Below are 25,928 nucleotides of genomic sequence, written 5' to 3'. Positions count from 1 at the left end.
AATACTCAAAAAGTCGTATGGAGGGGCTGATGAAGATAGACTTTTCCATACTTTATTTCCATATATTATATTTTAAAATAGCCAGAAGGCGGCTTAAATAGGGTAAACGGCTTAATTTAGGCTTATAACACTCTTAAAACATAGGTATATGCTCTTGTTTTTGTTCGTTATACAGCTAATAAAAGCGTTTTACAAAATGGAAATACCTAAAGTCATAGTAATAAAGGCACTTGAAAGAGGCAGATGTTGTTGATCTGCCTCTGTTCATGTTTATGTTCTTCATCGGTTCGGCCACGTCTGATTTTGTCATTTGGCTTATATTATTTCCGCTTCTGATCAGGTATGACCCTTTGGATCAAAAGCTTGTATTAGCTGCAGTCCCAGTTGTACAGAACGTTTGAAAAGTCTTTTTTTCTTAAATCGTCAGGTGTGATGAAAAAATTGGCGATGCCGACGTCTCCCCACATTGAATCGATATCATCGTCTGAATCAATTTGCAAAAGCATGATGGTGTGTTCTTTATATGCGTATTCCCGCGGATCATGCTGGGTAAAAGAAGCGTAGCCGCCAATTTTATGGCCAAATCCGTTTTCAGCCAGTTCATTATAAACGTCTTCTTCATCCTCGCCGAACTGGCCAAAGAACTCCATTGTTTCCATGCCCGTATACTGCTCAAATTGAAAATCTGTCGGCAGGACCCATTCCGAAGATTTCACAGGCTCAACTGCTGCTTCTGATAAAATCGGAAAATCACATTCGCCTGTGCCAATAAATGAAAAATCAGAAACAAGCTCGTCTTCGTTTTCTATGATATTTTCAAAATAGATTACTCTGAAATCCTTTTGTTCACATCGATCGTCAAAATTCAATCCATAGACATCATCATGAACAGAAATGTAGAACTGCAGGATACCCGAAGAAGGATAGCCGTCAAGCTGGGGAATGTGCGAGAAATTAATCTGCGCCAGAAGCTTCATCGGCTGTCCATTTTCATCAGTCGGGTATGTTTCATGCTTGGGGAAATAGGGATCACCGGCAATTTTACTGTCATATCGTCCTGTTTTCCCTTTTCGGACATTCAATTTTACGTATTCTTTCGCTGATTTCTCCAGCAATTCGCGGTACGGTCTCATTTTTTCAGGCAGATGATTCATCAGATGACTCTCCTTTTCCGGCCTCTCCAATAATTTTTGAAAGATTTTATTTTCTGGTTTTCTTCGTTTCTTCTAATGTTTTATCAAACGATTGTGTAAAGAAGCCCTAATTCTGCATACTTTTCCAAACAATAGTTAAATAGTAGCAAATGTATTCAGCACCCCGCAATAGACGAAAAAAAGACTGGTGCGCAACCAGCCTTTCTTTTTCAATTATTGAATTAAACCTGACGGCACAACCGCCTTTCGTCCGACAGAATAATACTCCACTCCTGCAGCCAAAGCTTCATCCAATGTGTAGCAGTTTCTGCCGTCAAATATGAGCGGCGTTTCCATCAAATCCTGATAAGCCTCTAACGGGAATTGTTTAATGTCAGCCCAGTCGGTTAAAATCATGACGGCGTCGGACCCTTTGACAGCTTCCTCGATCGTCTCTTTATATTCAACAGCTTGCGGGAGAACATGCTTTGCATGGCTAACTGCAATGGGATCGTAGGCTCTAATACGGGCGTCGAGCGCAGCGAGACGGTCTGCAATGACAATTGACGGCGCTTCCCTCATATCGTCCGTATTCGGTTTAAATGACAGGCCTAAAAGGGCAATCGTTTTTCCCGTCACCCCGCCAAGCCTGTTCAGCGCTTTATCAACCAGCATCGCCTGCTGATTGTTGTTGACTTTGATAACCGATTTCAGCAGTTCAAAATCATGCTCGACATTGCCGGCAATTTGCACGAGGGCGTTTGTGTCCTTTGGAAAACAAGAACCGCCGTAGCCAATGCCCGCTTTTAAAAACTGGCTCCCGATCCGCTTATCCTGTCCCATCCCGTAGGCGACCGCTTCGATATCGGCGCCGACCTTTTCACATATATTCGAAATTTCGTTTATAAAACTGATCTTAGTGGCCAGAAAAGCATTTGAGGCATATTTGATCATCTCGGCGCTTCTGATATCCGTTTTGTAAATCGGGATTTGAAACGGACGGAAGAGCTCCTCAAGCGTATCGGCTGTTTTCTTATCGGCTGTTCCGATCACGATCCTGTCTCCATGAAACGTGTCAAAGATCGCCGACCCCTCACGCAAAAATTCCGGATTGGATGCGACCGATATACTGATAGGCTCAGCTAGATGTTCAGTGATCAGTCCATTAATCAAATCGTTTGTCCCGACGGGCACTGTGCTTTTCGTTACCACAATGGCATCTCGTTTGACATGCTGTGCGATGCGTTTGGCCGCATCTGTAATTTGCTCCAGATTGGCGTGTCCATCGCTTTTCTGCGGAGTGCCGACCGCTATAAAAATGATGTCTGCCTGTGCCAAGCCTTTCTCATAGCTTGTTTCAAAGTTCAGCCGTCCATCAGCCGTATTTTTTCTCATCAGCTCTTCAAGACCAGGTTCAAATATGGGGGAAATGCCCTTTCTCATTTCATCAATCTTGTGAGCGTCAATATCAATGCAGGTTACATGATGTCCAATCTCAGAAAGAGAAACACCTGTCACAAGACCGACATAGCCTGTTCCGATGACTGTAATATTCATTGTTTCCCTCCAACAGTTAAATTGCTGCTTTGCAGCTTTCGTAATATCGTATGAGAACATCCTATCATGAATGCGAATGATCTCCCGCATAGCCTGTCGGGTACAGCCTGTACAGATTTCTGAAATGTGATTCAATCATACAATACACTATTATATCGCTCTCAAAAAGAAAGTGGTGAAATGAGAATCGGCTGTTAAAAGAGACCAAACAATTTTCTTCTTTTGACCGGCTGCGGAGGCTGTCTGAAGATGGTCTGATTCCGCAGGAGAAGCTCAGCATTTTCCGTCAGCATGTAAGGAAGGTCCGGACCGAATTCTTTCTGTAAAACATAAAGGGCCTCTTGAGTGTGAAAATTTCTCGTTTTCACATTATGGGCATCTGAGGCTACGAAATGGATCAAATTGGCTTCAGCCAGCCGGAGAGAAAATGCTTTCAGCTGCTTGCCGAAGGTCCCCGCAAGACTCCCTGAAGTAACCTGAGATGCTGCTCCTTTTTCCACAAGATGATACAGCAAGGAGGGGTTTTCGCGAATTTCCCTGTTGCGTTCAGGATGGGCGATAACCGGAATATATCCTTTCAGCTGCAAATCATAAAAAAGCTGCTCCGCATATCGGGGAACGTGATCAAACGGAAACTCAATCAAGATGTATTTTGTGTCATTCAGCGAAAGAAGCTGCCGTTTCGCAAGGTCTTGTTCCACATCGCCGTAGATTCTGATTTCCTGCCCCGGAAGCACATGTAAAGGGATGTTTTCTTTGATTAAACGTTTGTTTAACTGGTCTGCTGCTTCTTTGACTGCGGCTGGCTCGTTTTCATACACACCGTTTTTATGATGAGGTGTCGCAATGATCGTCCGGATCCCCTGACGAACAGCGGCCTTTGCCATTTCTATGCTGTCAGCTGAATCACCTGCCCCGTCATCCATTGCCGAAAGAATGTGACAGTGAATATCGATCATGTCCTAGCCCCCTTTTTCACAAAAATAAATAACGGGCACGATGCACGTTATTTATTTTGCATGAAATTGTCTTTGTTTCCGTAATAACCGTATTCAGAGTGCTTTGAAAGCTTTTTGCCGTTCATAATCGCTCCAAGGAGCTTGCTATTGCACGATTCAAGTGCTTCTTTCGCTTTTGCGGCTTGTTCTTTTTCTGTTTTCCCGCTTGAAATAACCAAAACAGAACCGTCTGCCACGTTGCCTAAAATCTGTGCATCTGCTAAGGCAAGAATAGGCGGCGTATCAAAAATCACCATATCATATGCCACTCTCGCTTCGTCAGCAAGCTCCTTCATCCACTTCGAGGAGAGAAGCTCGGCCGGGTTTGGCGGGATCGGGCCGCTCGTCAGCACGTCAAGATGTTTTTCATTTGAGGCTTGCACAGCTTGCTCCATTGAACTTTTCTTTAATAAAACAGATGTTAAGCCAACCGTGTTTTCAAGAAAAAAGGCCGTATGTACTGTAGGCTTCCGCAAATCAGCATCAATCAGGAGCACTTTTTTTCCCTGTTGGGCAAATACGACAGCCAAATTGGCGGCCGTTGTTGATTTCCCTTCCCCCGGACAAGCCGATGTGATCATGACTGATTTCATTTGCCGGTCCACTGAAGCAAATTCGATATTCGTGCGAATCGTCCGATATTGTTCAGAGTTCAAGGATTTCGGTTCTGTCATTGCAATGACATTCCTGCGCATCCAAGAGCCTCTGCTTTTTCTAAGCGCCAAAATGTCCACTCCCCGCTTTTTCAGATTGGAAACCCTGTATGGCCTTTGCTGTTTTCTGCTCATTCGCAATGGTGGAAACCGTCCCTAAAACAGGTATGTCCAGCAGGGATTCGAGCTGCTCTTCCGATTTGATCGTATTATCCAAATGCTCAAGCAGGAAGGCCAGTCCGATGCTTCCCGCCAATCCGGCCGCAAACGCGATGGCAATGTTTAAAAGCGGCTTTGGCGATACAGGCGACGGATGTTCTGATACCTCGGCTTTTGACAAAATGCTGACATTATCAACATTCATAATGGATGTGATTTTGTCTTGAAAGACAGACGCGATGGTATTGGCAATATGAGCCGCTGTTTCCGCGTTTTCATCCCTGACCGATATGTTGACCACTTGAGAGTCCTGTTCGCTGGATACGGTAATTTTGTCATTCAGTTCTTGGGATGTCATCGACAGGCCCATTTCTTTAATGACTTCATCTAAGATGGCAGGGCTCTTAATGATGACATTGTACGTATTGATTAACTGAAGATTGGTTTGAACATCGTTAAATTGGACTTCTTTTCGGTCGTTTTTCGATTGATTGACCAGAATCTGAGTTGAATTTTCATAGATGGGTGTAAGTGCGAAGAAACTAATGAGTCCGCCTGCAGCAGTGGCAGCTGCGGTTACAATCATAATCAAAAGTATGCGTTTTGTTAACGTTGATAATATCTCTTTTAAGCTAGTAGATTCTCCCATGATACCTCCAAATCTCTTATAACATCCTTTTCCATCTACGATTATACAACGTTGAAACCGCATTTCTAAAGCTTTTCACGTGACATAATTCGACATTATTTTACAAAACGTTATGTTCCTTCATTTTATGTAAGCGCTTCACCAACTGTCTTGACACTGCTGCCTCTTTTTCTCTTATTCAGACAGTCACGTCATCTCGCATAAAAAAATCCCGCAAAAGGCGTGCGGGATTTTTATGTTGCATATCCATTTTTAATATGAGAAATCAAATTTTCAAGCATTTCCTTCGTCGTCATTTCAGATGACTGCTCACCAATTTCATGTGCATGCATCAAAATTTTCAGAAATTCTTCTTGATTCAATTTCTTTTCACTCATCTTTTTTTTCCTTTCAGCTTCCATAAGTTGAAAACACGATTATTATATGATCGGTTATCAATTTGCAATCTCTAATACATCATTCGACACATCCCATTTTTTATGTCCTTTTTTAGGAAAAACTTTTTAAGGCCGATGTGTTGCGATATAATAGAGAAATTGGATCTTTTTATTACGTGACTCGGTTAGGAGCGATAATCATGCTTCAGAATATGATTTCCAAAGACGATGTGCTGGCATCTGCTGAACAGTTAAAGGAACTTCTTCCTTACAATGAGGAAAATGTTCAGCTGATCAAAAAAGCCCTTATTTTATATCGGCAGGATTCAGTCTATCGTTTACAAGCAGTGAGTCCGACGGAAATTACGGCTTACGTGCAGGATGTTGTGCCTGTGCGGGTCACATTGAACTTGTTTGTCATAGTCAAAAGCGGCTGTTCATGTCCGTCCGGAAGAATCTGCCGCCATATGCTGGCTGTGTTTTTATATGTATATGCAATGTTCGAGCGAGTGGGTACTTTTACAGAGTATTGGCTGGAGAGGGAAAAGCTTGAGGAAAGCAAGGAGCTCGTCCGCCGCCAGTTTCAGGAAAAGGTGCTGCCGAATGAAGAATCGCTTTCAAGCTGGCTCACTTTTTTTGATTCAGAGTTTTCTCTCTGGCAGGCACGCACGCCAGAAGGCAGCCAAAACATGCAGGGCCTCTATTACGGCTACCTGTCCGCATTAAAAAAACATGCGCCGAACAAACCGGAGCTGAAAAGCCTGTATCAGATTCATTCTGCGATTGCGGTTTGGCTTCGCATGTTCACATTGATCGAAGCAGGCAAGCTGAACCCCGAACAAGATTTTTATTCCCTCAATCCGTACGTTGAACAGCTGATGGATACAATCTACAGCTCTATTGATAAATTAAAAACGTACGCACTGTCTTTTGCGCTCGATCCATTTTTGGATAAAACACCGGATGTTATCCGGCATTTGCTGTTGAAAGAAGAAATTTTCCAATATGAACGCATCCGTGTCTTTGGTGAAATTTGGAGTGCGCTGCTTTCGCGTCCAAAATGGGTGACACGCGAACAGGAGATATTGAAAAAAGAAGCAGGACGGCGTTTTTCTCCTGAATTGCAATTCGGGCGCCTGCATTTGGAGTTCCTGCAAAAGAATGATGACGTTATTTTTGCGGAAGTTGATCAATTCCCGCCGGAAGCGCTCCCTTATACGTTCCAATGGCTGAGTGAAATGACTGCCAAGAAGGACTGGAAACGGCTTAAAACATGGTACCAGCAAATTGAACCGATTGCGATGGGTTATACGAAGCTGGATAAGCCGTTTAAAGAGATTCGCGATGTGATCGGCGAGCTGTTCCTTCTGCTGAATGCCTATGTGAAGCAAACCAATGATCAAGCGCTGTTTGAACGCTATGCCGCGGGCTGTCTGCCGTATACGTTCACAGAATACAGCCATCATTTATATGAAAAAAAACGCTATGCCGAGTGGATTGAAATTCACAGCCTTGTCGGCTTTTCCATCAATGAAATGGATAAAATCATGCTGAAGGAAATTGGAGCGAGCGACCCAGAGGCGCTTATACCCGCTTACCATAGAGAAGTGTCCTTTTTTATCGATCAGAAGAACCGCAGCTCGTACAAGGAAGCCGCACGGTATTTGAAAAAACTGCGCACCCTGTACAGAAAAGCGAAGAGGCTGAAGGTGTGGGAGCGGTATATTCAGCAGCTGAGCTCACATTACAAGCGCCTGCGCGCGCTTCAAGAAGAACTGCAGAAAGGAAAGTTGATTGATGGCGAGTCTTAAAGAAATTCTCATCCACGTCGAACAAATGGAAGATGGATCATTTACGCTCTCGGCCTTTGATGAGAATGAGCAGCCTCTTCCCTACAGCCATATGAAAAAGCATTTGTTCCAGTGGCATGAATCCTCATTTTACGGAACCTTTCTTGAGGATGTCAGCTTCATCGGGACGACTGCTGTTCTGCTATCTCCATGGATGACTGTAGAGCTTCTCGGCAAAAACTCGTTCAACTCATTCAGCTCCGTGCAGCTTACAAAAGAAACGGAGCCGCTGATCGAGGCGGCATCGACCATCTATGAATTTATCGCAGACGGCGATTTTATGCCTGACTATGAAGCATGGACAAACGGTGTTTTTCGCTGGAAGGACCGCGACGATATATTGGAAGGCTTTACCGCGGAATGGTTTTCCGCTGCCGTTCAGGATTACATCCAATATGACGATGACCTGCGGGAAAAATGGGAACACATCAAGGAGAAATCGCCTGCGGTTACGACATTCCGCGGCCATTTTCTTGATGAAGAGGATTTTTTGGAGGGGATTGGCTGGATTGACGATCAATCTCCATTTACAGTCGGCTTGCGCTTAAATGAACCGGACTTTGACGGGGACGATTGGAAAATCGAAGTGTTTTTACGTGATAAAAAGAGCGGCGCTGTAGAATTTTTTGATGGGCTGAAGAGCCTCAAAAAATCGTGGCAGGCGTACAGCGATAAAATTGCGCGTGAGCAGGACCGCTTTCACAGAACGGTTCCGTGGCTGTCATTTGATTCCGGGACGACCCTGATCTCTGAGGAAGAAGCCTGGATCTTCCTATCAGAAGCAAGTGAGACGCTTGTCGATATGGGCGTTGAAATTCTGCTCCCATCCTGGTGGCAGATCGTCAGAGACAGCAACATGATGCTGAAGGCAAAAGTGTCGTCGGCCCCGCGCGGCGAGTCATTTGTCGGCATGAATGCGCTGCTTGATTTCAATTGGCGGTTTGCGACAAATGGAATTGAGCTGACTGAGGCTGAATTTAATGAGCTTGTCGCCAGCAACAGGCGCCTCGTTAATATACGCGGGCAATGGGTAAAAATCGATCCACAGTTTATCAAACAAATGAAACGCCTGATGGAAAAAGCGGAATCGGAAGGACTCCACATGTCCGATATTCTGGCGCGCGAACTAATGGATCAGGGGGAAGGCGGGCTTGAGGATTCAGATCTGATTGATACATCCGCTTTTGCCGGTATTCAATTTGATCTGTCCAAACAGCTCAGGTCACTGATTCGAAAGCTCACTGCCGCAGAAAACCTGCCGGAGCACGAAGTCAGCCCTTCTTTCCAAGGGACACTCCGCCCTTATCAGAAATATGGCATGAACTGGCTGCTATTTCTGCGGGAAAGCGGTTTTGGCGCCTGTCTGGCTGACGATATGGGGCTTGGGAAAACGATTCAAATGATCGCCTATTTCCTGCACGTGAAGGAAAGCGGCCGGCAAAAAACGCCTCATTTGATTATCGCGCCGACATCCGTACTCGGCAACTGGCAGCGGGAGCTTCAAACCTTTGCACCTGATCTCTCTGTCGCGCTCCATTATGGGCCGCGCCGTATAAAGGGTGATGATTTCGCCGCTCATTACGAAAACGCAGACGTGGTGCTCACTTCATACGGGCTGTCACATGCTGATTCGGAAGAGCTTTCTTCTGTGACTTGGAACACGATTTGCCTTGATGAAGCGCAAAATATTAAAAACGCGCATACAAAGCAATCACGCGCAATCAGAAAGCTGAAGGGGCTTCATCATATTGCGCTGAGCGGCACGCCGATGGAAAACCGTCTGACTGAGCTGTGGTCCATTTTTGACTTCATGAATAAAGGCTACCTCGGCAGTTTGACAGGCTTCCACAAACGCTATGTGCTGCCGATTGAAAAAGACCGGGACGAAAAGAGAATCGGACAGCTTCAGCAGTTAATCCGGCCATTCCTTCTGCGGCGGACAAAACGGGATGAAGAGGTCGCGCTTAACCTTCCTGAGAAGCTGGAAGAAAAAGAATTTATCCCGCTGTCAGCCGAACAGGCATCACTTTATGAGCAGCTTGTCAAAGACACTTTTGACCATATGACATCACTGACCGGCATGCAGCGAAAAGCGCTGATCCTCAGCATGCTCGGACGGCTTAAGCAAATATGCGATCATCCCGCGCTCTATTTAAAGGAAGAGCAAACCGAGCTGCTGGCTGGCAGATCAGTCAAGCTCGAAAAATTGCTGGAACTGATGACAGCGATCCGCGCCCAAAACGAAAGCTGCCTGATTTTCACGCAATACATTCAGATGGGGAACATGATGAAGCGGCTGCTTGAAAAAACGTTCGGGGAACCTGTGCAATTTTTAAACGGGAGTCTCTCCAAGCAGGAGCGGGATACACTCGTTGAGAAATTCCAGAGGAAAGAATATCCGACACTGATTCTTTCACTCAAAGCTGGAGGTACGGGACTTAATTTGACCGCCGCCAATCATGTCATCCATTATGACAGATGGTGGAACCCAGCGGTTGAAAATCAAGCGACTGACCGTGCATACCGCATAGGCCAAGAGCGCTTTGTCCACGTTCATAAAATGATTACGACTGGAACAATCGAAGAAAAAATTGATGCCATGCTCGAATCGAAGCAAACCTTGAACGATCAAATTATCCAAAGTGAACACTGGATTACCGAGCTTTCCACACAGGAGCTCGAAGAACTGTTTACATTAAGCGCAACAGCGCAATGATCATGACTAAAAAAGCTGGCTCTATAGAGCCAGCTTTTTTCCGTTCATAGCCGTCACGCCGAATTTCCAAGAATCCGTTACGCCGGTTATCAACAGGATACACTTTTGGTGCAGCACCTATACCTACAGCAAATGCTTAATCATATGTGCAACACCATGTTCGTCATTGGTCAAGGTGACAGCGTCGGCTATCGCTTTAATATCTTTCCGGGCATTGCCCATCGCTACCCCTTTTCCCGCAGCCTCAAGCATCGATTTGTCATTTAAACTGTCACCTACAGCCGCGGTTTCCTCGAGCGGAATGCTCAGCCGTTCCGCAAGCCTCTTCAGCGCCTGCCCCTTGGAAGCTTTGCGGGAAGAAAGCTCAAAGTTGTGCTCAGCCGAACTGACAAGCGTCAAATCTTCAGCGTGCTCATATCTTTTCCAGCCTGCCTCAAGCTTTTCTTTAAAGAAAGAAAAGCCGAGAATATTATAAAAATCGATTGGCTGATCCGCTTCAAACAGCTCTTGAAAGGAATTAATGTAAGCAAAGCCCGATTGGCTGTATTGCACCTCGGCCGCCTGCATAAGGACAGAAAGATCTGCTTCCGGATTTGCGCTTCTGAATCGGTCCAGTTCAACGTCTAGAAGTTCTCTGCCGTTTTGCGGTGTATAAATGGCTGAACCTGAGAATACCTCGTAATAATAGTTTTCTGATTCAAGCCATGAGAGAATGTCATACGCCCTTTGCTTATCAATGGTTTCGTGATGATAAAGCCTGCCGTCGGGATCGTGAATGACGGCGCCGTTTGCGCTGATGACCCACGTTTTGATCCCCAGCGGTTCAAAAATTGACCTGACATCAAAATGAGCGCGCCCAGTTGACACCACCACTTCAATGCCGTCCCGCTGCGCCTGCCGCAGTGCGTTTTCATTTTCCAAGCTCACCTGATGCTTGCTGTTGAGTAAGGTTCCATCTAAGTCAATCGCAATTAATTTCATGTTTGTCAGCCCTTTCCTTCATCCTGCTCTGTCACGAGAAGCTCCACGCCGTTGCGGTCAAGCAAGTCACAAAATGCCTGATTCGGCAGCCTGTCTGTGATCAAGAGATCGATTTCATTCAGCTCTGCATACTGATAAAAACTGGTGCTGCCCAGCTTCGAATGGTCTGCAAGCGCGATTACCTGCTTTGCCTGCTGAATCATTTTCCGCTTCACCATGCCATCTTCTTCATGCGCAATGGTAATGCCATGTTCGGAAATACCGACCACACCGATCACCGCTTTATCGACGTGGTAGCTTGAGAGCTTTTCAATCACAGAGGCGCCGTACAGAAAGCGGTGCTCCTTTTCCAGCTTGCCTCCCAGCAGATAAATTTCAATTCCTTCTTTATCGGACAGCACATCCGCAAGATTAATTGAGTTGGTGATTACGGTACAATCAACCGCTTGCAAATGCTTTGCACAGGCCTGAACGGTTGTCGAAGCATCTAAAATCACCCGGTCACCATCATGAATAAGCGATGCTGCAAGCCTGCCGATCTTGTTTTTTTCCTCTGATACTGTTTTCAAGCGGCCGGAATAGCTTTGAATTTTCTGATGAACAGTCGGCAAAATGGCGCCGCCTCTAGTGCGGATGATGACATTCTGTTCCTCCAGCTTTACTAGATCGCGTCTCGCTGTATCCCTTGACACTTTCAAGAGCGTACAGATTTGCTCTGTTGTAATTCGGTTATGCTGTTTTAAAAAATCCAAAATCGCTACTAATCTTTCTTCTTGATACACGCCCTCATTCCTTTTCTTAGCAATCATCTTTAAGTAATTATAAGTTTTTTATTAATTTTATTCAACATTATTAAGTGTTTTTAAGCAAAAATGCATCATAGGAACCAATTTTTCCTAAGTAAACAAAAAGAAAGAACCAGTCTGGTCGACTGGTCATTTTTGAGGGGATGATGCGGAGATCCGAATGAGTGAATGGATAGAAAACGGGAGGAGCGGGGGTTGTCAATCAGCAGCTTTTTCCCGGGGTTTAGGGTCCATAAAACGAACAGTGTCAGCCAATACTTCTGTTACATACACGTTAACCCCTTCTGCGTTTTCATAGCTTCTTGTCTGAATCCGTCCGCTTACGCCGACAAGAGAACCTTTTTGGCAATACAACGCGGTGTTTTCAGCTGTCTTTCTCCAAAGTGTGCAATTGACGTAATCAGCTTCGATTTCACCTGAAGCATTTTTGAAGCTGCGGTTCACCGCGAGCGTAACGTGGGCGACTGCCGCACCGGCGGAAGTGTAGCGAAGCTCGGGATCTTTTGTAAGACGTCCGACAAGCATGACCTGATTGAACATGCGATTCCTCCTCTCCTTGCGGTTGTATGTATTGTAAATGATGCAACAAGAAAAGAAAAACGCTTAAAAATGGCTTTCAGCCTCTGTTTTTATCTTTCGTTTTCATTTTCCCTTCAGCTAAAAACATCTTTTGCTTTTTCCCTTTAAAGAAATATGTACTTTTTAAAAAACGGAAAAAGATTTGCTTCGTCAGCCAATTTTGCGTATTCATGCGCACATAGGAAGAACCATCCCACGCAAACCACTGAAAGCTCAACTTTTTTTCCGGCATTGACAGCTTGATTTTATACTGCTCCATGCCATCTTGTGTTTCGTATAAAAAACTTATCCTTCCTTTTTTGTTCAGATGGACCTCAAACACTTCCTTACGGCTTAACATATATGTTACTTCCTTTTGAATCAAATGGTTTTCAGAAGGAGCGCCGTCAATATAAATTTCCTTTAAACGAAATTGATTCATACCACATCTCTCCGTAATCCATAGTCAGTTACAGTATAATGAAAAAATAGAAATTATTAAATGTTTCACTCATACAAAATTCTTTAGCCCCAGCATTGCAGCATTTTTTCCTCGAAAACGTTTATGTTATAATGGAAGGCAAGAAATCTTTGGAAGTAATCGGGGTGAGAAGAAATGAAAACCTTTAAACTGGTTGACCTGAATGTGGAACGAGTGGACAAGGAAGAACAATCAATTGAACAGTTTCCTCTTATTGACGGACTGATTATCAATAAAGAAGACGGTGAAAATCACTGGCTGATTGAAGCGCTTGTACAGAAAGAACATCTTTCTTTTTTTGAACAGCTTCAAAACAGCCAATCTGAAGCCAAAGTATTTGTAACGATTACGAAAAAAAGCAATCGCCCCGCCCAGCTGACAGCAGCAGTGAAAAATATCGTCAAGCTGGAAGAAAGCATACAGGTTTTACTCTACGGACAAATGGTCACAAGAAAACAGCAGGGAACTGAGACCATACTCGAATCCCTTGTAAAAGAGGGCTATACAGGAACAAAACTTATTGAGGCATTTAAGCAAAAAATATAAAAAAGAAGCGAAAAAGCCGCCGTTCTAAAACGGCAGCTTTTTTTCACTCTTGCATAATTAATTGGTATGGCCAAAAGAATCAACCAATTCCCCTTTCACAACGAGGCGCCCTTCGGTTTTGACCGCCTTGTCACATGTGATTAACGTAATCTCCTTTTTGTTTGTCTCCTCAATTACATCTGCATCCATTTCCGATATGATGTCTTTAGATGTCACAGAATAGATATAATCCTTTTTAAAATCCGTGATAACAATTTGGGCACCTGTTTTTACGCTTTCCAGAGGTCCGAACAGAAGACTCTTTTGCTTCAAATGATGGCCCGCCAACGGATAATTCCCCTCGCCCATTTTTTGATCCGGGCGCATTGTTGCCGCTCCTATCAATAGATTTTCGTTGGTTGTTCCTTTTACGATCGGAAGCTCCAGATCGACGCTTTTAATCGTTATCCGTCCAATAACCGCTTTTTGATCGTGTTCAAAGCCGGCCTTTATGGCATCCATCAACTCAGGCGGTTCGATTGAATCAAATTCAAATTCCGCTTCTCTCTCATTATTTTTTTTCAGCTGCTCTACAGTTAAGGCCGACTCACTTTGGCTTTTGCTAAGATAGGCTATGATTCCTCCTTTGATATAAGGAGAAGAGATCAGCAGCAGTCCTAAAAGAATGAACACCGTAATGATCATTTTTTTGTACATGCAAAAAACCCTTTCTTATGCTTCCTTCTAAAAATGCGCCTTGTCAGTTTCACTTTTAAAAAAGCACCTGATCGGTTCTTCAATGATCAGGTGCCTTCCTATTTATCCTTTTCTTTGCTTCTTTCTTGAGGCAACAGCTAAGCCTCCGCCTGCCATAAGCAACAGGATGCCAATCATGGCCGTCAGCATGCTGTCTGTATCTCCGGTTTTCGGAAGGGTTTTGTCTGTGTTCGTCTGACCATTCGAGCTGCCATCTGTACCATTGGTTTTCGAATGATCTCCATCTTCTTTACCATTTCCGTCCGGTGTAGGTTTATCAGGATGATCATGTTTATCTGGCGTTGGTGTTTTCACTTTTTGATTAGAAACAACGATCTCAACAGCTTTTGACTGTCCTTTTTCAATTGTGAATTCAATCGGTGTTTCATCAAGTTTGTAACCTTCGGGAGCCTTTGTTTCAATCAACTGATAGCTTCCAGGCGCAAGGCCTTTTACAGTGAACTGTCCATCGTGATCCGTTTTCCAGAGTTCAGAAAGCTCTTTTCCATATCCGTCAGTTTTTACAGGCTTGCCGCTTTCATCCAATAACTTGAATTCAGCGCCTTCCAAAACGGTGATTTTATCATCTTGATCCACTTTTTTCACATTTACGTCACCTGGTGCCAATATGTTTTCCGCGGTGATTTCGACTGTTTTTGTGTCTGTGTTTGTGATCTTGAACGATATAGGAGTTTGGTTCAACTCATAATCTTTAGGCGCTTTTGTTTCCACAAACTGATATTCGCCAGCTTTAAGGCCGTGCACCGTGATTTGTCCTTTGTCATCGGTAACCAAACCGGACTTCAGCACTTTGCCATTGGCATCTGCCAAATTGAACTCCGCGCCTTGCAGAACTTTATTTTTATCATGCTGATCCACTTTGGTGAGAACGACAAGGTTCTTTGTATTAACCGCTGTCACTTTCACTTGCTCAGGTTTGCCGCCATATTCTGCTTTAATGGTGAATGACACTGGTTTTTCGGATAAAAGATATCCATCTGGCGCCTGTTTTTCAACAAATTGATAGCTTCCCGGCGCTAACCCGTCAACTTCAATTTTACCGCCTTCTTTTGAGACTAGATCGTCTCTCACAGTGTTCCCACCGCTGTCCGTGATTTTGAATACCGCACCTGCTAAGCCTTTTCCATCTTGGTCTTCCTTCGTCAGCTGAACCGATCCTTGATAGTTCACGACGATCCCGGCATCTGCGGATTTTGGCCTTCCTGCTGCTGATTCAGAAATGATAAACTCTTTTTTCTCCGTGTTCAGCACATAACCGTTTGGCGCTTTCGTTTCAACAAAGGCGTAGCGTCCCGGTGCAAGACCCGTAGCCTTCACTTTTCCGTCATTATCGGAAGTCAGCTCTTCTTGAACCGTATTTCCTTTTTCGTCGACAATGTTGAAAACTGCACCTTCAAGCTTCTCGCCTTCAGCATTTTCCTTCGTCAACTCAACGGAGCCTTTATGGTTAATGGCTACCCCGGCATCTGTAACTGCAGGCTTTCCTTCAAAGGAATCAGAGATCTCAAACTCAATTTTCTCTGTATTCAGCACATAGCCCGCTGGCGCTTTCGTTTCAACAAAAGCGTAGCGTCCCGGTGCAAGGCCTGAGGCTGCGACTTTCCCGTTTTTATCCGAGGTCAGTCCTTCTTGAACCGTATTGCCTTCCTTGTCGATAATTTTAAAGACGGCTCCTTCAAGCTTCTTGCCATCGGCATCTTCCTTCGTCAGCTCAACAGAGCCTTTATCGTTAACGACGATTCCGGCATCTGCGGCTTCAGGTTTTCCTGCTGCAGATTCTGAGATGGTAAATTCTTTTTTCTTTGTATTCAGCACATAACCCGCTGGCGCTTTTGTTTCCACAAAGGCATAGCGTCCCGGCGCAAGGCCCGAAGCCTCAATTTTTCCTTCCTTATCTGAAGTCAGCTTCTCTTGAACGACCTTCCCATCTTGATCGACAATGTTGAATACTGCGCCTTCAAGTTTCTGGCCTTCAGCATTTTCCTTCGTCAGTGAGACTTTTCCTTGATAGTTGGTCATTTTTCCTAAATTCACATCAGACACTTGATTCTTTTCATTCTTTGCGATTGAGAAGTGAATCGCTTTTGTATTTACGATAAAGCCTTCAGGAGCTTGTGTTTCTGTCAAGCGATAGTATCCCGCCGGCAAACCGTTCATTTCTACTTTTCCGTTTTTATCAGATTTGATATCTGTTCGTATGAGAGTATAGGTGCCGTCATTTGACTTTTTCTCCAGCTTGAAAACAGCACCTGCCAAAGGGTTGTTTTGTTCGTCTTGTTTGATAAGCGTCACCTTGTTCTGTTGATTTACGACTTTGTACAGCGCTCCTGTCTTGGAGGAGTTGCTGTCTATTTTCACAGAGACTCCTTTTGCATAAGCATCACTGATGGTATATCCGTCAGGCGCTTTTACTTCTTTTAATACATAGGAACCATAGCGAATATTTCCAAATGCAAGCTTCCCGCCGGCATCCGTCGTACCAGTGCGGAGGAGCTGTTTGGAGTCCTCAGACCATAACTGGAATTCTGCTCCTTCTAGAGCTTTATCGTCCTCTCCAGTCTTAAAAATCGTCAGGCTTCCTTTTTCTCCAGATCCGGAACCGTCACCGCTTGAAATGGCAACAAAGATCGAGCTGCTGTTTTCTTGTGTCTGCTCCTTCACATTTGTTCCTGAAATGGACACCTTATTTTTAACATGGCCGCTCGTGCCGGCTATGTTAATCAGAGACCGGTATTTGATCACATAGGCACGGTCAATTTGTTTATAGCCGCCTATAAATGTCAGGACAAATGATTGTTCACCTGTTGTATTGTCCGTTTTGATGTGTAACGTGTAATCCTTGTCTTTTTGAAGCTCGAGATCGCCCGCGGTCAGATTTCCGCTGCTGTCTTTGACCACTCCGTTTTCATCATATTTTGCTTGATATACTTTAAAAGAATCTGCATCTAAAATTTGATTTTCATCCGGCGTGTCTGTGACTTTTACATCATCCAGCGTTGATTGGCTGGAGTTGACATTGATGTTCCAATCGATGTAGTTTCCATTTTGTTTGCCGCCTTTGAAAACCAGGCTTCCTCCGTTCGTAACTGAAACAGAGCCCGTCAACGTACGGTCTGCATAGCCGTTATTATAGTAGGTTGCCTTGTTTGTGTACTGATTCTGATCAATGACCTGTCCTTTGAGTGATGTCTTAAACTCAATCAGATATGGTACAGAATCGCCTGTTTTAAGATGTACCGTCAGAGTGCGTTCATTATTCGCAGAAGGCTCTTCGACATCATACTTGGAAGGATCAAGCGCGTCTCCTTCTGTGATCGAGCCGTTTTTATTGATCGTATAACTCTTAACGACAACGGAACCCGGCACAAATTGCTGAGGATCTGTTATGGCATCTTTGATATAAGGATTTTTCGTCGGCTCGCCGTTATAGTTGACGCCGATTTTCCACGTGATTTCCTTTGAAACCGCGTTGTATGAACCGTTTTTAAACCCATTATTTGAAGTCTGGTGATTCGGCGTAAAACCGCTTGATACTTTATTCGTGCGCTCATTGCCGTTTTGATCAGTCCATGTCGACTGAGCTGTATTCTTAACGATTTCGTTAGAATAATCGGCATTGAATGTTGTCGTATAAGTGATCTTAAATTGACTGTCTGTTTTTGCATAATCCCCGATCAATGCCAAAGTAAAGCCTTTATGATCCGTTTTTTTTGTTAACGTGTAGTCTTTGTCTTTCTGCAATGTTTTGTTGTTCGTTATGTCTTGAAGCTTGAACGATTCATCAAGCAGAACCATTCCGCCGCTTTCAAATTGATCATCCAAAGCCCAATTGTGCATCAAGTATTTATTTTTATTAACGGTAATCGTCCAATCAACCGTCTTCTTTTCATAATCTACGTTTGAATATCCTTTGATGAGATTCTGCTGAATGGCTATTCCGGAAGCTTCTTTTGAATCCCCTGTTCCGGTCACCACGCTATTGGTATATGTTGTAGATTTATCAATGATCACTCCGCTGTTGACCTTTGTTTGATATGTGATTTTGTAAGCGCTGGTAATGGTTTTATTAAATTTGATTTCAAATCCGGTTCCATTATCGATCAGCGTGTAGTCTTCGCCTTCCTTTAAAGGCGTTCCCGCTTGCTCGCTGCCATTCTGTCCGAAGGTAATAGGAACAACCTTCAAGGAATCTTTTACAAGATGCAAATCGCCAGTTCCAAAAGAATCTTTAATGCTGGCCTTGGATTGGTCGATCTGTTTCTCACCATAGTTGTATACAAGAGCCCAGCTGAATGTTTGAGATTCTCCATCATAGCCTGTTGATGATTTCGCGATCATTTTTCCATATTTGGCTGCAACAGTGGCTTCTGCAGAAATGGGCTCCAGTTGATCTCCGCTGAATGCTGCCTTGTTCGTCAACGTTATATTTCCGCCTTCACTCGGCTTCGCACTATTGTCAATGTCGGTTTCGTATATAAGGCGGTAGGCTGAATCAATTGTTCCGTCAAATGTGACATTTCCTTTTGAATCAACACTGTAGCCGGAAGAAACTTCATTTCCTCTTCTGACAGAACCATCAATGTTCACATTGAGTTCATACACTTTAACTGAACGGTAGATTACGCCATCTGGAAGGCTCTCCGTGAGTTTGGCATTTTTGACTTGATCCAACTTTTTATTGACATCTACCGTCCATGTTACTTTACCAGGGTTGATGCCTTTATCCAGCACACCTGATTTATCAATGGTTTTACTCACATTGGGTTTAAAATAAACTGTTGTTTCAGGCGTATCGGCATTCACAGGGAATGGAATCTTTTGTGTGGTCGAACCCGTAATTTTTTTCTCGTTGAACTGCGTATTGATAACCAAAGTACCTTTGACATGAGAACTTTCTTTTATCTCGCTGTTAAATGTCATCACCACATGTCCGTTCGTATCAATAGAAAATGTCCCGAAGGTGGTGTCTCCGGCGCTTAACGGCAGGTTCACAATGTCATTATGCATAATAAATTCTTTAGGCAAATCAAATTCATATTTATCGCCGGCATTGATTGTTTTTCCTAAATCGTCAGGAATGGCCCAATCAATTGAAATTTTCACCGGAGAATTCGTATTGGCGCGATTGCCCTTGTCATATGGCTCTCCGTTTGCATCCGTCAATGTCACGCCAGTTAAAATATTTTGCGTGATTTGTTTTTCTTCAGTTTGCAAGCTTTTGAAAGCTGATTGACTTGAGGATGACACTTTTTTTGAATCATCACTCTTAGAGGATTCGCCTCTCTTAGAATCCGCTGATGGCTGCTGTTCTTCCTCTTTTTGCTCCTTGCTGACTGAAGGTGCAGATTTGTCATCTGCCCCTTTCTGATCACCCGCAGTATCAGAAGAGTCGTTTTTTGGCTCTTCCTCGCCATCTGGTGTCTCCTCTTTCTTAACAGGGATGATCACCTGCTGGGTTTTGCCTCCCCCTAGCTGAAAAAGGGCTGCTGCTGTATGTTCATCGTCTTTTACATCTGCAGTAAACTTAGCTGGCAGTGTAATGGTCCCCTTGGCATCAAGAGAATCCGCGGATGCAGTTGTTAATTTTACCGTCATGGTGCTGCTGCCCGCCGGCACTTGATAGCTGCCGATGACCTGATCAGCAGATTTGATCTCACCTTCTGCACCTTTATCAAATGTAAAGCTTTTAGGTATCTCCACATTGATATCCTGTTCGCTATCTGCTTTTTTGTCTTTTTTCAATGACCATTCATATGTCAGTGTCACGTCGTCCCCCGGTGTTAGTGCCGGTTCGCTTCCTTTTGATCCGTCAACAATCCGGCCCTTGGCGTCCTTAACTGTTACCGAATCGAAGAATTGACTGTCACTTGGCGTTACACCTACAGCCTGCGCTGTAAGAGTATAGCTGGCGATCTGGCTGAAGAAGAAAAAGATGGCAAGGCTTATGATCATGACGATCCGCCCGCTTTTTTTCAGCCCTAAGGGAAAACTCCTCGTTCTCAACTTTTCATTCCTCCCTCTCCTATCTATTTTTCACTTGCCGATTGATCCGCGAGACCATAACATCATGTCTCATCCCCCACAATGAACTGCTAATACCGAATGTGCTCCAAAACTAAGATTTGCCATCCGAACCAAACTACATTGTATGAAATGGAACTATACAATTTCTGTACAACTCAAAAATCATGTATGATTGAAGTGAATTGGAGAGTTGAAGATTCAACCAGGAGACATATGGCGAGGGCCTTCCCTTTAGCTGACATGCACAAAAAAACCAGTGTGCATCGAAAGGCAATCGACACATACTGGTTTGGAGTTTTTTAATTAATTTGATCCTTCATTTGTTTGTAACGCTGATATTCTTTTATCGCCTCTTCTACCTTCCCGTTTTTGTTAAATAGCTGCAGCTTGTATTGCATGATTTTATGATCACAAGGCTCAATTTTCTCGGCTTGCAGGCAAACGTCCATCGCTTGATGATCGTTCATTTCCTGAATATGATAATCGATCAGTTCATAAGCCTTTCCAAGCCAAAGCTGGGAAAGACGCGTCTTTTCCGGTTCTGCCCAAAGATAGCCGTGCTCCATTAGATAATGATTTTGATAGGACATGAAAATATCCATGTGCAAATGTAATGTAGCTGCATTTAGCGGCGGCGCCCCTTTTAGTGATTTTTCCCATTCCACAACATCGATTTTTGCGCCTGAAAGCCGAAGAATATATCCAGTATCAGTCTTCTCGATTGTTTGGCTGAAAGGGATCTGGCTGAATAATTTTCGTATTTGATAAATGGTCGAGTAAAGCTGGGTGCTTGCTTTTGAAATATCATAATGAGGCCAAAAAAGATCGATCAGCATGTCTTTACTAACCACACGGCCATGATTGTGAAGTAAAAATAAGTATATTTCACGTGCTTTCGACGTTCTCCACTTGACTGGAATGTTTGTTTTGGCACCCTTTAAGATTTGATGAAACTGCAGGCTTCCAAAGCATTGGATCGAAAAATGCGCCTCGGTATTTTCTGCATTTTGTCTGAGCATATGATTTGTTTTGATTCGTTCAACAGTAGTCTCAAGCCGCTTGTATACGACAGGCTTCAGCAAATAATCAATGGCATTCAGCTCAAACGCTTTGATAGCAAACTCATTATAAGCCGTGATGAAAACGACTTGGATGTTTTCATTCATCGATTGAATGGCCTCAGCAAGCTCAATGCCATTTACCCCCGGCATTTCAATATCAAGAAACACCGCATCTACAGCAGGAGTCTCAGGATGCTCCAAGGCTTCAACCGGATCTTGATACGCCATAATAGATTGAAAGGCGTTTGTTCGTTCAAGCATTTTCTTAAAATGAAGCAATGCCAAGTGCTCATCATCAACAATTAACGCTTTCACAAAACATCCCACCCTATATGTAAAATCGAGATATCAGTAAATAACTTCTATTATATCATGACAAATAACCCCTTTATCTGGATTCTTTTTCTTTCTATTGTAGTTTTTGAAATTTTGCACTTACAATATTTATAAAAAAATAGGAATTTAGAATGATCTGATCCTATTTGAATAAAGGAGCCATGATATGAAAGAGAAATTCATCTTTACTTCGATTATTTTCGGTTACGCTGCATTCTTTATGGTTTTCATTGCCATTGACCATTCTTCCGGGTCAACGCTTCCTGAGGCAAGGCAAGGGGTCATGAACTTAGAGAATTGGGATTTTCAGAAGGATGGGAATGTACAGCTGAACGGAAAATGGGCATTGTATCCAAATCAGATTCTGTCACCAAAAGAGATCGCTACAGCAAAAGGAAAAGATCCTCTCTTCGTTGATGTTCCCAGCAATGTAAAGCTGTCCAAACAAGGTATGAATGTAGATTACGGAACATATAAGCTGACCATCAGATCAAAGCAAGACCATCAGGTATTCGGGATCAGCACGTCGTTTATTTACAGCGCCAATCGCATCTATTTTAATGGACAACGCATTGGCCAAAGCGGAAGCCCTTCAGATAATCCTGATTTCGCGGCACAAAACCGCCCATATACGAGCTTTTTTATGCTTCACAAGGGTGGCAATGAACTTGTCGTACAATTTTCGAACTTCGGAAAAACGCCGGGATGGGGAATCGCAAAGCCAATTACTTTTGGCACTCAGGACCAAATAGTGCGAGAAAACAAAATTTCCTTTCTTAATGATACGATCATGATTACAGCTTTTTTCATTACCGGATTATATTTTCTGGGCTTTTTCCTGCAAAGAAAAAAAGATAAACATTTGTTGTTTTTTTCTGTTATGTGTCTTCTGTTTTCGTTCATTATTCTGATGATCGGAAAAGAGCGGATTATATTTCTCCTTTATCCGTCAATTTCATTTTCATTGCTAAATTCATTGAGGGCCATCTCTACAGTGCTTGTCAGCATTGCGGTTTTTCTTTATCTCTATTTTGCTTACAGAGAGATTGTTTCAAAGCGTTTTATTCGCATAGCCACCGTTTTTTCCGGACTGGTCTTAGTCACAGATTTTTTAACCGTCGGTTTTATCGGCCATACCTCGTACATCTTACATTCTGTGCTAGCCGTCTCGACTCTGGTTTATATTACATATATTTTTACGATTGCTGCGATCCGCAAAATGGAAGGAAGCCTGTATCTGACCATCGCCTCTATATCAATGAGTGCTTTTGTCATTTTAACCACCATATCAGCTTATAGCGGCAAAACAGCCTTTTCCTTTAATTCGATTTATTCATTGCCAACAGTTATCGCTTTGCTGGCGATCGTTCTGCTAATGGCACAGCAATTCGCCGGGGCATTCCGTGAAAATGAAGTGCTATCGTGGAAATTGCTCAAAAGTGACCGTTTAAAAGATGAATTTATCGCCAAAACATCACATGAATTCAAAACACCGCTGAACAGCATCATTAATATATGCCAGACCCTGTTGGCCGGCAAAAGAAAAAGAACGATAGAAGAAGAGAAGGAAAATATGCAGCTCGTCATCCGCATGGGCTACAGGCTGTCCAATCTGGTAAATGACATCCTGGATTTAGAAAAAATAAAGCAGGGCATGCTTCAAATCCACCCGGTTCCTGTTGATATTTATACTTTAGTTTGTTCGGAAATGAATTTCTACAATCTTTTATCGAGACATAAAAACTTGAATATGGTGATTCATATCCCGGACGATCTTCCTTTAGTGCTCGCGGATGAAAACCGCTTCCGCCAAATCTTAACCAATTTAGTCGATAATGCAATCAAATATACAACAGAGGGCCAAATCACACTTTCTGCTTCAAGACTGAACGACAGCATGATCAAAGTGACAGTAATGGATACGGGAAGCGGCATTTCAGAAGCTGATCGCCAAACCATCTTTGAGTCTTTTCAGCAAGCCGAAGCGAATAAAGACGATGGTGCCGGTCTTGGCCTTAGCATTGTCAAACAGCTGGTTCAGCTCCAAAACGGAGACATTTGGGTCGAATCGAAAGAGGGAAAAGGTTCGGCATTCCATTTCACATTGCCAATCGCCCAAAATGAATCTGTATCTGAAACAAAGAAACGTCTTCCTGAATTGCATTCCAGGAAAGATCTGTCGGATATCTCATTTAGCACACCTTATTACTCTGAGCGTATTGACGCTCCAACCATTCTGATAGTCGATGATAACATTGACAGTTTGAAAATTTTGAGCGATATGCTTGAAGGTGTGCCCTACAATGTGATTGCTGCGAAGAATGGAAAGGAAGCATTAGAAATCATCTCTTGCACGAAGCTTGATTTGGTTATTTTGGACTTGATGATGCCGGATATGACTGGTTTTGAAGTCTGTATGAAAATTCGCGAACGATTCAGCATGGTCGATCTCCCGGTTCTGATGATTACAGCAGCCATTATCGGCCATGACAAATACAAGGCGTTTCATGCCGGAGCGAATGACATTTTGCAAAAACCTTATCATTACTCTGAATTTATGGCGCGTATTCAAAACCTGATCATGATGAAACATACAGCAAATCAAGCGACAAGAATGGAAATGGCATTTCTCCAATCGCAAATCAAGCCTCATTTTCTTTATAATGTCTTAAACACGATTATTTCTCTCACTCATTTGGATATTGAAAAGGCCCGGGAGGTAACAGAGGAATTTACCAACTATTTGAGAATGAGTTTTGACTTTCAAAATACATCTGCCATCAGTTCCTTCAGACATGAGCTTTCGATTATCAATTCCTACCTTTCTATAGAAAAAACGCGATTCGGCAATCGGCTTGAGGTTCTTTTCGATATAGATGAAGACATTGACTTTATCCTTCCGCCTTTAATGATTCAGCCCTTAGTGGAAAATGCCGTTCTTCACGGTGTCAGCAAGAAAAGAGGCGGAGGATGGATCAAACTGACAGCTAAAAAACAAAGCAAAAATGAGTATTACATCAAAGTAGAGGATAACGGTGCCGGGATGACTCCGGAAAAACAAAAAGATCTCTTATCTGCGGATTTTGATCGCAGCGTCGGATTAAAGAATATCAATCAGCGGCTGAAACATTTTTGCGGAAGCGAGTTGATGATCAGCAGCAATCCGGATGCAGGCACCTCAGTCTCAATGCTCATTCATCTCGCTGAAACAACGGAAAACCCCGCGGGACTGAAGGACATAGAACGCACCTAAACGAAAAAAGAGATAAAAAAAGACGCCGTTTCTAACGGCATCTTTTTTATTCCGGCGACTTCGTTTGCTGCTTCAGCAGGTCTCTGATTTCTTTCAGCAGCTCCTCCTGCGCATCCGCAGCTTCCTCCGCTGCCTCTTCTTCTGCTGCTTCTTTTTTGCGCCTTAACCCATTCAAAGTCCGAATGACGATAAAAATGGAAAAGGATATAATTAAGAAGTTCACAATCGTCTGTATAAAGCTGCCATACTTCACTACAGCGTCGCCAAACGTAAACGACAGGCCTGAGAAGTCAAGCCCTCCCAGCAGCAAACCGACCAAAGGCATAATGATATCATTTACTAGAGATGTGACAATCTTGCCGAAAGCGCCGCCTATCACAACACCAATCGCTAGGTCTACGATATTTCCCCGCATGGCAAAGGCTTTAAATTCATTCCACATACAATCACCTGCTTTTCTATTTTTGTAAAGAAAAAGACAAATGTGCCCCTGGCCATCTGCCTTTTTTCATTTATTCTCCGAGGGCAAAAGTCAGTTCAACTTCGCAAACGACTTCGCCATCAACTGTGGCAACGCCTTTTCCGCGCCCGATTGTGCCGCGGGCACGAATGATTTCAACCTCAAGGTGAAGCTGGTCACCAGGCTTGACTTGTTTTTTAAAGCGGCAATTATCAATGCCTGCAAAAAAAGCCAGTCTGCCGCGGTTTTCTTCTTTAATCAGCATCGCAACAGCTCCGACTTGAGCAAGCGCTTCTACGATTAATACGCCGGGCATAACCGGATACTGAGGAAAATGTCCGTTAAAGAACTCTTCATTTGCGGTTACATTTTTATAGCCTTTCGCCCGTTTGCCTTCTTCAACTTCCGTAATCCGATCCACAAGCAAAAACGGATAACGGTGAGGAATAATTTCTTTAATTTGCTGAGTATCAAGCATTGTCTTGACATCTCCTTCATCTGCATTAGTATGTATAGCAATCATCAAAGATCCAATCTGTACATTTGAAAAGTATATTATGAATTAATCTCTTTT

Annotated in this window: 19 protein-coding genes and 2 pseudogenes; 5 read left to right on the top strand and 16 right to left on the bottom strand. The window is 43.5% G+C overall.

The features are described from left to right. Positions 1–205: 205 nt before the first annotated feature. From QA442_RS03280 to QA442_RS03250, 7 genes and pseudogenes are all read right to left on the bottom strand, one after another. A pseudogene (locus tag QA442_RS03280) lies at positions 206–310 on the bottom strand (hypothetical protein); the annotation flags it as partial. Between the two features lie 58 nt (positions 311–368). Continuing rightward, complete coding sequence (locus tag QA442_RS03275) at positions 369–1,154, bottom strand: YwqG family protein (RefSeq protein ID WP_040081592.1); 786 nt, start codon at positions 1,152–1,154, stop codon at positions 369–371. 213 nt (positions 1,155–1,367) lie between these two features. Continuing rightward, positions 1,368–2,690, bottom strand: coding sequence for a UDP-glucose 6-dehydrogenase UglF (gene uglF / locus QA442_RS03270; protein WP_095432210.1), 1,323 nt, complete (start codon positions 2,688–2,690; stop codon positions 1,368–1,370). 194 nt (positions 2,691–2,884) lie between these two features. Next, entirely contained in the window at positions 2,885–3,649 is a 765-nt protein-coding gene (locus QA442_RS03265; RefSeq protein WP_095432211.1) for a tyrosine-protein phosphatase, read from the bottom strand. Between the two features lie 47 nt (positions 3,650–3,696). After that, entirely contained in the window at positions 3,697–4,413 is a 717-nt protein-coding gene (gene ptkA, locus QA442_RS03260; RefSeq protein ID WP_095432212.1) for a tyrosine-protein kinase PtkA, read from the bottom strand. Beyond that, positions 4,403–5,149, bottom strand: a complete 747-nt coding sequence (tkmA, locus tag QA442_RS03255) for a protein-tyrosine kinase activator TkmA (protein ID WP_014665652.1) — start codon at positions 5,147–5,149, stop codon at positions 4,403–4,405. Before tkmA ends, ptkA begins: the two co-directional genes overlap by 11 nt. 233 nt (positions 5,150–5,382) lie before the next feature. Continuing rightward, positions 5,383–5,526, bottom strand: a complete 144-nt coding sequence (locus QA442_RS03250; protein WP_003242876.1) for a YwzD family small protein — start codon at positions 5,524–5,526, stop codon at positions 5,383–5,385. 200 nt (positions 5,527–5,726) lie between these two features. On the opposite strand from QA442_RS03250, the gene QA442_RS03245 reads away from it, so the two are divergent. Next, positions 5,727–7,337, top strand: a complete 1,611-nt coding sequence (locus QA442_RS03245; RefSeq protein WP_095432213.1) for an SWIM zinc finger family protein — start codon at positions 5,727–5,729, stop codon at positions 7,335–7,337. Further along, the gene (locus QA442_RS03240; protein ID WP_095432214.1) at positions 7,324–10,092 is read left to right on the top strand and encodes a DEAD/DEAH box helicase; all 2,769 of its coding nucleotides are present in this window, start codon (positions 7,324–7,326) and stop codon (positions 10,090–10,092) included. The genes QA442_RS03245 and QA442_RS03240 overlap by 14 nt, the downstream gene beginning before the upstream one ends. Before the next feature lie 123 nt (positions 10,093–10,215). Here QA442_RS03240 and ywpJ read toward each other — a convergent pair whose 3' ends face one another. From ywpJ to ywpG, 4 genes are all read right to left on the bottom strand, one after another. Further along, entirely contained in the window at positions 10,216–11,073 is an 858-nt protein-coding gene (gene ywpJ / locus QA442_RS03235; RefSeq protein WP_014665655.1) for a phosphatase YwpJ, read from the bottom strand. A gap of 5 nt (positions 11,074–11,078) precedes the next feature. Then, complete coding sequence (glcR, locus tag QA442_RS03230) at positions 11,079–11,855, bottom strand: transcriptional regulator GlcR (RefSeq protein ID WP_040081586.1); 777 nt, start codon at positions 11,853–11,855, stop codon at positions 11,079–11,081. A gap of 222 nt (positions 11,856–12,077) precedes the next feature. Beyond that, positions 12,078–12,419, bottom strand: a complete 342-nt coding sequence (gene ssbB, locus QA442_RS03225) for a single-stranded DNA-binding protein SsbB (RefSeq protein WP_014665657.1) — start codon at positions 12,417–12,419, stop codon at positions 12,078–12,080. 76 nt (positions 12,420–12,495) lie between these two features. Then, on the bottom strand, positions 12,496–12,879 hold the full coding sequence (gene ywpG, locus QA442_RS03220; protein WP_014665658.1) for a DynA interaction protein YwpG: 384 nt from the start codon (positions 12,877–12,879) through the stop codon (positions 12,496–12,498). A gap of 174 nt (positions 12,880–13,053) precedes the next feature. On the opposite strand from ywpG, the gene QA442_RS03215 reads away from it, so the two are divergent. Then, a complete protein-coding gene (locus tag QA442_RS03215) occupies positions 13,054–13,464 on the top strand; it encodes a YwpF-like family protein (protein WP_014665659.1) in 411 nt (136 codons plus the stop codon). Between the two features lie 57 nt (positions 13,465–13,521). Here QA442_RS03215 and QA442_RS03210 read toward each other — a convergent pair whose 3' ends face one another. From QA442_RS03210 to QA442_RS03200, 3 genes are all read right to left on the bottom strand, one after another. Beyond that, positions 13,522–14,160: a class A sortase gene (locus QA442_RS03210; protein ID WP_103749277.1), complete on the bottom strand. Its 639-nt coding sequence runs from the start codon at positions 14,158–14,160 to the stop codon at positions 13,522–13,524. Between the two features lie 102 nt (positions 14,161–14,262). Next, a complete protein-coding gene (locus QA442_RS03205) occupies positions 14,263–20,223 on the bottom strand; it encodes a SpaA isopeptide-forming pilin-related protein (RefSeq protein ID WP_095432215.1) in 5,961 nt (1,986 codons plus the stop codon). A 320-nt stretch (positions 20,224–20,543) separates the two neighbouring features. Further along, the gene (locus QA442_RS03200; protein ID WP_071581736.1) at positions 20,544–21,620 is read right to left on the bottom strand and encodes a response regulator; all 1,077 of its coding nucleotides are present in this window, start codon (positions 21,618–21,620) and stop codon (positions 20,544–20,546) included. Positions 21,621–21,807: 187 nt separating this feature from the next. Here QA442_RS03200 and QA442_RS03195 point away from each other — a divergent pair. Continuing rightward, positions 21,808–23,697: pseudogene (locus QA442_RS03195) on the top strand (sensor histidine kinase); the annotation flags it as partial. A 225-nt stretch (positions 23,698–23,922) separates the two neighbouring features. Continuing rightward, entirely contained in the window at positions 23,923–24,894 is a 972-nt protein-coding gene (locus QA442_RS03190) for a histidine kinase (RefSeq protein ID WP_250621270.1), read from the top strand. 46 nt (positions 24,895–24,940) lie between these two features. Here the strand turns inward: QA442_RS03190 and mscL are convergent, their stop codons facing one another. Together mscL and fabZ are read right to left on the bottom strand one after the other, a co-directional pair. Then, positions 24,941–25,336: a large conductance mechanosensitive channel protein MscL gene (gene mscL, locus QA442_RS03185; protein ID WP_014665664.1), complete on the bottom strand. Its 396-nt coding sequence runs from the start codon at positions 25,334–25,336 to the stop codon at positions 24,941–24,943. A gap of 70 nt (positions 25,337–25,406) precedes the next feature. Then, positions 25,407–25,832, bottom strand: coding sequence for a 3-hydroxyacyl-ACP dehydratase FabZ (fabZ, locus tag QA442_RS03180; protein WP_003221796.1), 426 nt, complete (start codon positions 25,830–25,832; stop codon positions 25,407–25,409). Between the last annotated feature and the right edge of the window lie 96 nt (positions 25,833–25,928).

Source organism: Bacillus stercoris, assembly GCF_029772985.1.
Classification (GTDB): domain Bacteria; phylum Bacillota; class Bacilli; order Bacillales; family Bacillaceae; genus Bacillus; species Bacillus stercoris.
Note: the sequence above shows the minus strand (reverse complement) of the source record. Positions and strands in the feature narration are given on the sequence as shown.

Coding starts and splice junctions, on each gene's coding strand:
- QA442_RS03275 (WP_040081592.1), bottom strand. CDS start 1,154: ATGAATCATCTGCCTGAAAAAATGAGACCGTACCGCGAATTGCTGGAG.
- uglF (WP_095432210.1), bottom strand. CDS start 2,690: ATGAATATTACAGTCATCGGAACAGGCTATGTCGGTCTTGTGACAGGT.
- QA442_RS03265 (WP_095432211.1), bottom strand. CDS start 3,649: ATGATCGATATTCACTGTCACATTCTTTCGGCAATGGATGACGGGGCA.
- tkmA (WP_014665652.1), bottom strand. CDS start 5,149: ATGGGAGAATCTACTAGCTTAAAAGAGATATTATCAACGTTAACAAAA.
- QA442_RS03250 (WP_003242876.1), bottom strand. CDS start 5,526: ATGAGTGAAAAGAAATTGAATCAAGAAGAATTTCTGAAAATTTTGATG.
- QA442_RS03245 (WP_095432213.1), top strand. CDS start 5,727: ATGCTTCAGAATATGATTTCCAAAGACGATGTGCTGGCATCTGCTGAA.
- QA442_RS03240 (WP_095432214.1), top strand. CDS start 7,324: ATGGCGAGTCTTAAAGAAATTCTCATCCACGTCGAACAAATGGAAGAT.
- ywpJ (WP_014665655.1), bottom strand. CDS start 11,073: ATGAAATTAATTGCGATTGACTTAGATGGAACCTTACTCAACAGCAAG.
- ssbB (WP_014665657.1), bottom strand. CDS start 12,419: ATGTTCAATCAGGTCATGCTTGTCGGACGTCTTACAAAAGATCCCGAG.
- ywpG (WP_014665658.1), bottom strand. CDS start 12,879: ATGAATCAATTTCGTTTAAAGGAAATTTATATTGACGGCGCTCCTTCT.
- QA442_RS03215 (WP_014665659.1), top strand. CDS start 13,054: ATGAAAACCTTTAAACTGGTTGACCTGAATGTGGAACGAGTGGACAAG.
- QA442_RS03210 (WP_103749277.1), bottom strand. CDS start 14,160: ATGTACAAAAAAATGATCATTACGGTGTTCATTCTTTTAGGACTGCTG.
- QA442_RS03190 (WP_250621270.1), top strand. CDS start 23,923: ATGCTTGAAGGTGTGCCCTACAATGTGATTGCTGCGAAGAATGGAAAG.
- mscL (WP_014665664.1), bottom strand. CDS start 25,336: ATGTGGAATGAATTTAAAGCCTTTGCCATGCGGGGAAATATCGTAGAC.
- fabZ (WP_003221796.1), bottom strand. CDS start 25,832: ATGCTTGATACTCAGCAAATTAAAGAAATTATTCCTCACCGTTATCCG.